Source organism: Romboutsia sp., assembly GCF_035470145.1.
In the GTDB taxonomy this organism is placed as follows: domain Bacteria; phylum Bacillota; class Clostridia; order Peptostreptococcales; family Peptostreptococcaceae; genus Romboutsia_D.
In genome coordinates this window covers 1-10,025 of the sequence record NZ_DATIRC010000414.1, presented here as the reverse complement: position 1 = coordinate 10,025, position 10,025 = coordinate 1, and the positions used below count along the sequence as shown (strand labels likewise).

The 10,025-nt window shown below is 27.1% G+C and carries 9 protein-coding genes and 1 riboswitch; of the genes, 8 read left to right on the top strand and 1 reads right to left on the bottom strand.

What is annotated here, in order from left to right; translation table 11 throughout:
• The first annotated feature begins 400 nt into the window (after positions 1-400).
• A riboswitch (cobalamin riboswitch) is annotated at positions 401-573 on the top strand.
• Positions 574-786: 213 nt separating this feature from the next.
• Genes VLM92_RS16285 through VLM92_RS16275 form a run of 3 tightly spaced genes read left to right on the top strand, consistent with a single transcriptional unit; the run spans position 787 to position 3,238 of the window.
• Complete coding sequence (locus tag VLM92_RS16285; RefSeq protein WP_325277373.1) at positions 787-1,812, top strand: iron ABC transporter permease; 1,026 nt, start codon at positions 787-789, stop codon at positions 1,810-1,812.
• 4 nt (positions 1,813-1,816) lie between these two features.
• A complete protein-coding gene (locus VLM92_RS16280) occupies positions 1,817-2,572 on the top strand; it encodes an ABC transporter ATP-binding protein (protein WP_325277372.1) in 756 nt (251 codons plus the stop codon).
• A 15-nt stretch (positions 2,573-2,587) separates the two neighbouring features.
• Entirely contained in the window at positions 2,588-3,238 is a 651-nt protein-coding gene (locus VLM92_RS16275; RefSeq protein WP_325277371.1) for a diphthine--ammonia ligase, read from the top strand.
• Between the two features lie 105 nt (positions 3,239-3,343).
• Here the strand turns inward: VLM92_RS16275 and VLM92_RS16270 are convergent, their stop codons facing one another.
• Positions 3,344-3,826, bottom strand: a complete 483-nt coding sequence (locus tag VLM92_RS16270) for a spore coat protein (RefSeq protein ID WP_325277370.1) — start codon at positions 3,824-3,826, stop codon at positions 3,344-3,346.
• Between the two features lie 230 nt (positions 3,827-4,056).
• Here VLM92_RS16270 and VLM92_RS16265 point away from each other — a divergent pair, with 230 nt between their 5' ends.
• The 5 genes from VLM92_RS16265 to VLM92_RS16245 form a co-directional block, all read left to right on the top strand.
• On the top strand, positions 4,057-5,457 hold the full coding sequence (locus VLM92_RS16265; protein ID WP_325277369.1) for a 5'-3' exonuclease: 1,401 nt from the start codon (positions 4,057-4,059) through the stop codon (positions 5,455-5,457).
• Positions 5,458-5,613: 156 nt separating this feature from the next.
• Complete coding sequence (locus VLM92_RS16260; RefSeq protein WP_325277368.1) at positions 5,614-6,417, top strand: ABC transporter ATP-binding protein; 804 nt, start codon at positions 5,614-5,616, stop codon at positions 6,415-6,417.
• Positions 6,407-8,455 carry an ABC transporter permease subunit/CPBP intramembrane protease gene (locus VLM92_RS16255; protein ID WP_325277367.1) on the top strand — a complete coding sequence of 683 codons (2,049 nt, stop codon included), beginning with the start codon at positions 6,407-6,409 and terminating at the stop codon, positions 8,453-8,455. The genes VLM92_RS16260 and VLM92_RS16255 overlap by 11 nt, the downstream gene beginning before the upstream one ends.
• A gap of 248 nt (positions 8,456-8,703) precedes the next feature.
• Complete coding sequence (locus VLM92_RS16250) at positions 8,704-8,904, top strand: cold-shock protein (protein ID WP_026901164.1); 201 nt, start codon at positions 8,704-8,706, stop codon at positions 8,902-8,904.
• Positions 8,905-9,303: 399 nt separating this feature from the next.
• Positions 9,304-10,025 (top strand): phosphoenolpyruvate carboxykinase (ATP) (locus tag VLM92_RS16245; RefSeq protein ID WP_325277366.1); only part of this gene is annotated, 722 nt, incomplete at its 3' end.

Here is a 10,025-nt window from a genome sequence, read left to right as displayed (position 1 = left end):
AATACACATTACCATATGGGAAAATACAAAAGAAAAATATCTTATACAAAAGCAAAGAGTGAAATTTTAAATTAGTTAAAGTGCGAATTAAATTTTATAATATATTAATAAAATTTAATATAAAAAGCTACAGTTCACTGTGAATTATGGCTTTTTATATTGCTTAATTTAATAAATATAAAAAATAAATCAAATAAATAATTTCAACACAATTTTGACATGATTTTGACACAAAAAATACATAATTATACATTATAATATATTTGTATAAAAATTAGTAAAAAAACAGTATGAGGAGTATGTTAATATAGTTGATACATGTAAAAACTTTATATATAATAAAGATATAGATAATAAAGAAGTGTATCTATAAGCAATAAAGATAAGTATTGTAAAAAGTTAACATAAAAAGATATTAGGTGTCAATTGACTTAATAGGGAATTAGATGAGAAATCTAAGCTACCCCAGTAACCGTAAAACTGACGAAATCTTATATACCACTGAGAAATCGGGAAGGTGAGAAAAGTAGAATGAAGTTGAGCCGGGAGAACTGCCTAATATTTAACTAGTACCTTCTGAGGGTGGGTTTACTAGAAGTTTCGTTAATGAAAATTAAGCATACTCTCAGAGTATGCTTTTTTAAATCAAATTGCTAGGCTTGAGCAACGGACCTGGTTTGTAGGTCGTTGGTGACATGATCGAAGCGGATTTTTTAACACCCTACATACAAAAATCAGACAGATAAAAGGAGAAATAAATAGTTAAGGCTATTTACAAAAGAAAGTATGAACAAAAATAAAAACTTAATAATTTTATGTATACCTATAGTATTTTTAATTATATGCATGGGAATTTCTATAGGAAGTTCAAGCATTAATATATTAGATACTGCTAATATATTGCTAAATAAAATGTTAAACATTCCATTAAGAGACAATATAAATCCAAAAGATATATCTATAATATGGACAATAAGATTTCCTAGAGTATTATTAGCGTTTATGGTTGGAGGGTGTTTATCAGTAAGTGGTGCAGTTGTGCAGTCTATACTTAAAAATGAACTAGCATCACCATATACACTAGGGGTATCCTCAGGAGCATCATTAGGGGCTGGACTTGTCATAGTCCTTGGAATATCTATACCATTTTTAGGCGGTTTCACATTACCAATTGTTGGATTTTTATTTGGGCTTTTAACAGTATATTTAGTTGTTGTATTTAGTGCAAAAATAGACAAGAACATGTCAAATAATACTATAATACTTGCTGGAATGGTATTTTCATTATTTTTACATGCACTTTTAACAACAATGACAGCATTATTTAGTGAAGACATAAAAAGTATAACCCTTTGGCAAATGGGAAGCTTTTCTATGAAAGGATGGTCATACGTAAAAGCACTTATACCATTTTTAACAATTGGTATGATAGGAGTACTAAAGTATAATAGAGAAATGGATATATTAACATTTGGAGAAGAACAAGCAAAAGCTGTTGGAGTTGATACTACTAAAATCAAAAAAAGATTATTCATATTTTCAACAACATTAACAGGTGCGGCAGTATCTTTAAGTGGAATAATAGGTTTTGTTGATTTAATAGCACCACATATAGTTAGAAGAATATTTGGTTCAAAGCATAGTTATGTTATACCGATGTCTTTTATATTTGGAGGCTGTTTAATGGTTATTACTGATTTAATATCAAGAACAATAATATCACCAGCAGAGCTACCAGTGGGGGCTATAACAGCACTTATAGGAGCACCATTCTTTGCATATGTGTATTTTAATTCAAAGAAAGGTAGGTAAGATTATGTTAGAAATTAAAAATCTTTATTGTGGTTATGATGAAATTGATATTATAAAAAATATTAACCTAAAAGTTGAAAATGGTGAAAATCTTTGTATAGTAGGACCAAATGGATGTGGTAAAAGTACACTTTTGAAATCTATTGCAAATATAATTGATTATAAAGGAAGTATAAAGATAGACAACAAAGAAGTATCTTCTTTTGATAGAAAACATCTTGCAACTAAGGTTGCTTTAATGAGCCAAATATCTCAAATTTATTTTCCATATACTATATATGAAACAGTAGCTCTTGGAAGATACGCTTATTCTAATAGTGTATTTTCGGGTCTTAGCGGCAAAGATAAAGAAATTGTATTAGATAGTATAGATAAGGTAGGACTTTATGATATAAAAGATAAAATGATAAGTGAGTTATCAGGAGGGCAATTACAAAGGGTATTTTTAGCAAGAACTTTTGCACAAAACCCAGATATAATACTTTTAGATGAACCTACAAATCATCTTGATTTAAAACATCAAATAGAGCTTTTAGAACACTTAGTAAGTTGGGCTAGAGATAATAAAAAAATTGTAATAGGAGTACTTCATGATTTAAACTTAGTTCAATATTTTGGAGATAAAGCAATTATGTTAAATGGTGGACAAGTTGTTTCATATGGTAATCCTAAAGAAGTTTTAGAAAGTGAAAAACTCAAAAATGTTTATGGGATAGATATTAAAAAATTTATGGTAGAAGTACTTGAAAAGTGGCAATAAATAAGGGGGATTAATATGAGTGAAAAATTTGTTATGTCATTTAGTGGTGGTAAAGATAGTACACTAGCACTTTATAGAATGATTAAAAAAGGATATACGCCAATAGGCTTACTTGTAACAGTAAAAAAAGGTGAAAGTAGTTCATGGACTCATAGTATAAATAGAGAGTTATTAAATAAAGTTAGTAAAAGTTTAGATATACCATTAATGTTAGTTGAGTGTGAAGTTAGCGAATATGAAGTTAAATTTAAAGAAATGTTAGAAAAAGCTAAAGAAATGGGAGCAAGTTGTTGTGTATTTGGAGATATAGACATAAAAGACCATAGAAAATGGTGTGAAGATAGATGTAGTGAGGCTGGTATAGAAGCTATACTTCCACTATGGCAAGAAGATAGAGAAAAGTTAGTTTGTGAGTTTATAGATAGTGGATTTAGTACGGTTATAAAAAAGGTAAATTTAACTTATTTGCCTAGTGATTTTTTAGGAAAAGTTTTAACTAAAGATATAGTTGAAGATATAAAACAATTAGGAAGCGACCCATGTGGTGAAAATGGAGAGTATCATACTTTTGTGGTAAATGGTCCTTTATTTAAAGATGAGATAAAATTTAAGAAAAATAAAATAGTGATAGATGGTGATTATGGAAATCTAGATATATCACTGTAAAACTTATATAAAAAATAGAGTATCTCAAAATGATTTTTAAAATCATCAAAAAAGATACTCTATTTTTTATAGGTAACAATTTTATAATTAAATTTATGGATAAATTTAATTATACATACCGTGTTGACTCATATAATTATAAATTTGTTCTCCGTGTTCTTGTTCTTCCTTTTGAATATGATTTAGAACTTGTCTTACATTTTTGTCTGCAAATTCAAATATAGCTGTATTATATGTAGATGATATATACTTCTCAGTAGTAAGTGTATCTTGGCATAACATTTTATCTTGTTCATTGTAAGAATTACCTTGCATTGATTGTAAATTAATATTAGGCATAGAACTTTGATTTTGATTGTTAGAACCTTGACTTCCTTGACTTTGGTTTACATTTGGGATAGTTCCATTTAATAATTGATTAATAGAGTCTAAATGCTGTTGTTCTTTTTGACCAATCTGAGAAAATAAATTTTTTAATCCAGAGTCACAAGCCTTATTTGAATAATCTTGATACTTTTGAACACATAATTGCTCATGTTTTTTTTCATCTTCTAGTAACATTCTTTCTTTATTAGTTAAATTTAACATAAAAAACACCTCCAATATTATTTTGTACAACAAAAAACATATTATTCATATTTGCTAACACAATTATTTTGTAAAAATGATGATTTTATAAAACAAAATAAATCAAATAAAATATTAAAAATAGAAGGTATAAACTATAATTATTTTAAACTACTTGTAAAGTGACGTATAAATAACATAAAATAAATATATTATCAAAATATAAAAAGCAATAAATAAAAGGAGTAATTATGGAAAATTTATTCGATTTTTTAGAATATAAAATCAAAAAAGAAAACTCAACAAAAGATGAAAAAATAGAAACTAATATTTCAACTATAGAAATAATTAAAAAAACTGTTGATGAAGAACACTTAAAGTACTTAGAAAAATTAAGTTTAAGTTTATATAGTGATGAAGAAATAAGTTTATCTGGACTAGAAAAAAGAGAATACATAAGATTAAATAGCTATGTTGGCTCTAGGCTAGATACTAATTTAAGCGGAAAATCTGGACTATTTAAAAATAAAGAAGATAATATAAATAAAGAAAATATTATAAATGAAATTTATCTAGAACAATTTGAAATAATTGAGATGGATGAAGATATCTTTGGTGAAGATGGAGTAAAAGAAGATAAATTATTAATAGTAGATGGTTCATCACTTTTATCTACTAGTTTTTATGCAACTGCTAGAGATTTATTATTTGCAAAAACTGAAGAACAAAAGGAATTTGCATATACAAAATTAATGAGCTCTCCAGATGGAGAATACACTAATGGCGTATATATGTTTTTTAAAACATTAATTCCATTAATAGAAGCGCAAAACATAACACATTTAGCTGTGGTATTAGATAGATCAAGAGATACCTTTAGAAGAGAAATAGACCCAGAATATAAAGCTAATAGAAGTGATACACCACATCCACTTAAAAGCCAATTTAAATTATTAACAGAGATACTTGAAGATATAAACATTCCTGTATTTTCTCACAGCGATTATGAAGCGGACGATTTTGCAGGAAGCTTAGTGAAAAAATTTGAAACGAATATACAAATATTCCTCCATACTAAGGATGAGGATTATATTCAGCTAGTTTCAGATTACACTAAACTATGGATGGTAACTGGTAAAGCTGATGATATGTACAATGAAATAGGAATAAATAAAAAAGATTTAGATGTTCCAAATGGTATATTTGAATATACGCCACAGTATGTTAGGCATTTTAAAGGTATAGATCCAATACAAATAATAGATGCAAAAGCTATAGAAGGGGATAAATCAGATAATATAAAAGGTGTAAAAAATGTTGGACCAACCTCTAGTAGACCACTTATTGCACATTATGGCTCTATAGAAGAAATATATAATAATATAGAAGGTCTTAGTCCAGAGAAAGAAAAGGAACTTTTAGCATTCTTTAAGGAAAGCTTAGGTATAAAAAGATCTCCTTTAAAAAATTTATTATTATATAAAGAAGATGCAATTATAAGTAAAAAATTAGCAACTATAAAAACTGATATTGAAGAAATTCAAGATTTAAGTTTAGATAAATTAGTTTTAGATATAGATTATGTGAAAATGAATGATGTATTTAAAAAATTAGGAATGAATAGTTTAATAAAAAATAAGGCGACATTTTAGTCGTCTTATTTTTTTATTAATAATAGACCAAAATGTATAAATACAATATACTAATGGTAGAGATTTTATATATTAAGACATTATAATTTAGATCCTTTATAAGTTATTGAAAGATAAGATAAGAGAATTTTTCATTTTAGAGAAGGGGGTAAATAGATGATTGAAGTTAAAAATTTATGTAAATCTTTTACACGAGTAGTAAAAGATGATAGTAGTAATAAAAAAATCAAAACAAAAAAAATCAAAACAAAAAAAGAAGAATTTTTAGCAGTAGATAATGTTAGCTTTAATGCTGAAAAAGGAGAAATTTTAGGAATTTTAGGCCCTAATGGAGCTGGTAAAACTACATTGCTTAGAATGCTAGGTGGAATTTTAACACCAACATCGGGCAGTATAAAAATAGCAGGTGCGGATTATTCTATAGACAAAAACATAGCAAAAAAAGAAATCGGTTATTTATCAGGAAATACTAAGTTATATAATCGCCTTTCACCAAGAGAGCTTTTAACAACATTTGCAAGTCTTTATGAAATGCCAAAGGAAGATATAGAAAGATCCATTGAAGAAATATCTAAAATTATGGATATGGAACAATTCATAGACAACCGTATTGAAAATTTATCAACAGGTCAAACTCAACGTACTTCAATAGCACGTTGTCTTATTCACTCCCCACAAATATATATATTTGACGAACCAACTCTAGGATTAGACGTAATCAGTAGTAAATCAATAATAGATTTTATGAAAAGTGAAAAGGAAAAAGGTAAAACAGTTCTATATTCAACTCACTATATGGAAGAAGCTGAAACTTTATGTGACAAAATAATAATGATTCATCAAGGTAAAATCATTGCCTCAGGAAGTGCAAAAAGTTTAAAAGAAGAATCTGAGACGACCAACCTAAGAGATTTATTTATAAAATTAGCAAGCGAAAGAGGTGAGCTAGTTGAGGAATAAAATTGTAAAACAAATTTTCAAAAAAGAAATGTTAGATATACTAAGGGATAAAAAGACAATATTTATGATGATTGTACTGCCTATAATTTTGTATCCAATATTAATGGTAGGTATTTCAGGCATTATGACTATGTCTATGAGTAAGATGGAGCGCTCAGATATTAATATAGCTTTTAATTCTATACCAAATAAAGATATACTAGATATAATGAAAAAAGATAAGGATGATGAAGGGAAATTAATACTTACTAAAGTAGATAATTATAAAAAGGCTTTAGAGGATGAAAAGATAGCTGCTTATATAGAGATTGAAGAAAAAAATAATGTACAAAGCTACAAAATCTATACAAATTCATCAAAAGATAATTCAAGTACGGCCAAAAATAAAATAGAAGATGTTTTAAATGAGTATAAAGAAAACATAGTAGAAAATAAAATAATAGAACAGGGTCTTGATGTTAAACAAATTTTAGAACCTATAACTTACAAAAATGTAGATGTTGCAAAAACAGAAGAGATAGCAGGTTATTTCTTAGGTCAAATGCTACCATTTATCCTTATAATAGGAGTATTATTAGGAGCAATATATCCAGCAATAGATGTTATGGCAGGTGAAAAAGAAAGAGGAACATTAGAAACTTTATTTACCCTACCTATTTCAAATCTAGAACTTGTCATGGGAAAATATATGGCAGTATCTTTTTGTGCGATAGTAACAGCATTTTTAAATATACTGTCAATACTTCTAACTTTAGGGTTCTTACTTGTAACGGCAGGACCAGGCAATGAACTAGGAATAGCAAACTTTGATTTAAGTCAATTGATTTTACCAGGAATAGTTACAATAATATGTATATGTTTATTCTCAATGGTTGTATCAGCAGTTAGCATGTGTGTATGTTCTCTTGCAAAAAGTTTTAAAGATGCACAAAATTATATAACTCCTGTAACGTTATTTGTTATGCTACCATCTTATGTGTGCATGATACCAAATATAGAACTAGATAGCTTTACAGCTACAATTCCAGTTGTAAATATATCATTACTTATAAAGAGTGTATTATCATTTAAAACCGATATAAATTTAATAGCTATAGTACTTATATCTAATTTTGCTTTTGTAATTTTATCAGTACTGTTATTATCAAAAATGTTCAATTCTGAGGAAATACTGTTTGGAAATAATAAGAGTTTCTCTTTCTTAGAAAAAAGAAGTAACATCAAAAAAGGTACTATGCCAAGCATAAGTGATGGTGCAATCTTATACGCAATAGGATTAGTACTCCTTATATATGTAGGAACAATAGTTCAACTTAAATTTAAGATGGTAGGAATAGCTCTTACTCAGGTTATGATTATAGCGCTACCATTATTATTTGCATTTTATATTAAAACTGATTTTAAGAAAACCTTTAGTTTAAAGGCAGTAAGTCTAAAGCATGTTTTAGGTGGAATTTTACTTTGGATGGGAGGCTTTATAGTTATAAATATAATTACTCAGGTAATATTGTATTTATTCCCTCAAAATATAAAAGTAGCAGAGGCTTTAAGTAATGCTATAATTCTTAAAGATAAGTTTTTAATTAATTTATTAGTAATAGCTGTAATGCCAGCTATTTGTGAGGAGATATTCTTTAGAGGATTTGTTTTTACTTCATTTAAAGGTAAAAATTCAGCTAAGGCAGCTATAATAGTAAGTGGTATCTTGTTTGGATTTATGCATATGGATTTTTTTAGGATAGTACCTACAGGTATATTGGGGATTATATTTGCTTACTGCGTGTATAGATCAGGGTCTATATTTATAGCTATGATACTTCACTTTATAAATAATTCTCTCGCAGTTATAGTAAGTCATTATCCAACAAGTTCATTAGGCAAAATTTATAAAATTATAGAAATAGATTTTACCAACTTTAAAATTGGTCATATGATAATGCTACTTTGTATTAGTGGGGTGCTTATAGGACTTGGCATAATACTTTTAAAAAGTAAAGTAGATAAAAAAGAAAAAAATGCACAAGTTAAAGCTCCCTAAAAAATAGGGAGCTTTTTTATGATTTCTTCACTATAACTCATAGCGCTTTGTTCAGTTATCTCTAAATTTATAAGTGAAGGATCTATAGCTACATTTTTAAGATTTGAAATTATTATACAATAAGAATATAATAATTATTTAAATAAGTAAAAAAGATGTACATTATTTATAATAGGTGTTATAATTGTAATTGTAGCAATACAAGTAAATCAAGAATATCTTGATATAGGTTTATAGGAGAAGTCAAAATGACTAATGGAACAGTAAAATGGTTTAACAATGAAAAAGGATTTGGATTTATATCAGTAGAAGGTGGAGATGATGTTTTCGCTCATTTCTCAGCTATACAAACTGATGGATTTAAATCATTAGAAGAAGGTCAAAGAGTAAGCTTTAATATAGTTAAAGGTGCTAGAGGTCCTCAAGCAGAAAACATAACTATATTATAATATATAGATAGTTTGGAAAAAGATCCTAAATAGGGTCTTTTTTTTATGTGTATGAATGATTTATTAAATATAAATTGATGCAATTTACTTAAAGGGTAATTTAGAGGGGACATAATGTTGTGGAAATATAGTGATTTTTAAAAAAATGAAAAAAACATTATAAATTGTAGAAGGATATTAAAAAAAATGCTAGAATAAAGTGTCTAATGATATAATGAATTAAATACAAACAACTAAAATGGATTAATTTTTTAGGTGAATGAAACATAAATACTAAATAAGTTACTTAAAATATTAATAAATAGATTAATAAGTATAGTTGAAATTCATTTATCAATATGATATACTATATAATGAAAATGACAAATATGATACACTATTGAAAGGTGGAGGGGTAAATTGTTTAACTTAAAAAATATAAATGATAATTTATTTGGAGAGGTTATAATAAATCCTAGTCAAAAGGAATTAAGAAATTTAGCAAGTAATATGGAAGTAGCTACAGAATTTAAAAGTGCAAGCTATATAAGTGAAGTTAGAAATAGAAGTGCTAAAAATACTTATATAGTTGATGAAATAGAAACAGGAGTAGATCAACAAAAAATAAGTAAAGAAAAAGCTGATGAAATAGCATCTAAAGTTTTTGAATATATAAAAGATAAAGAAATGATAAGAGTAGATAGAAAAATGGGAATGAATAAAAAATTCTCATTTAACTGTAGATTATATATATCAAAGAAATATGCTAGAATAGCATATATGTGGAATAATACATTATTTAATCCAGATAATGCTGAAAATCCAGATCTTGTAAGTATATATATTCCAGAATGGCCTGAGAGAATTATGTTTGCATATCCAGAATCAGGAGTAACTTTTATATTAGGTAGTGATTATTTTGGGGAATCTAAAAAATCTTTCTTAAGAATGGCTATGTATAAAGTTAAACAAGCTGGAGGTTTAGGTTTCCATGCAGGAAGTAAGGTACTTAGAGTTTATGATAAAAACAACAAGATAAAAGATGTTGGATTTATAATGTTTGGACTAAGTGGAACAGGAAAAACTACATTAACTATACATGATCATGAGTTAAGTGGGCAAGAAAAAGCTATAGTAAGGCA

Bases quoted from the DNA above. Each gene is read 5' to 3' on its own strand.
- VLM92_RS16285 (WP_325277373.1), top strand. From the start codon at position 787: ATGAACAAAAATAAAAACTTAATAATTTTATGTATACCTATAGTATTT.
- VLM92_RS16280 (WP_325277372.1), top strand. From the start codon at position 1,817: ATGTTAGAAATTAAAAATCTTTATTGTGGTTATGATGAAATTGATATT.
- VLM92_RS16260 (WP_325277368.1), top strand. From the start codon at position 5,614: ATGATTGAAGTTAAAAATTTATGTAAATCTTTTACACGAGTAGTAAAA.
- VLM92_RS16270 (WP_325277370.1), bottom strand. From the start codon at position 3,826: ATGTTAAATTTAACTAATAAAGAAAGAATGTTACTAGAAGATGAAAAA.
- VLM92_RS16265 (WP_325277369.1), top strand. From the start codon at position 4,057: ATGGAAAATTTATTCGATTTTTTAGAATATAAAATCAAAAAAGAAAAC.
- VLM92_RS16250 (WP_026901164.1), top strand. From the start codon at position 8,704: ATGACTAATGGAACAGTAAAATGGTTTAACAATGAAAAAGGATTTGGA.
- VLM92_RS16275 (WP_325277371.1), top strand. From the start codon at position 2,588: ATGAGTGAAAAATTTGTTATGTCATTTAGTGGTGGTAAAGATAGTACA.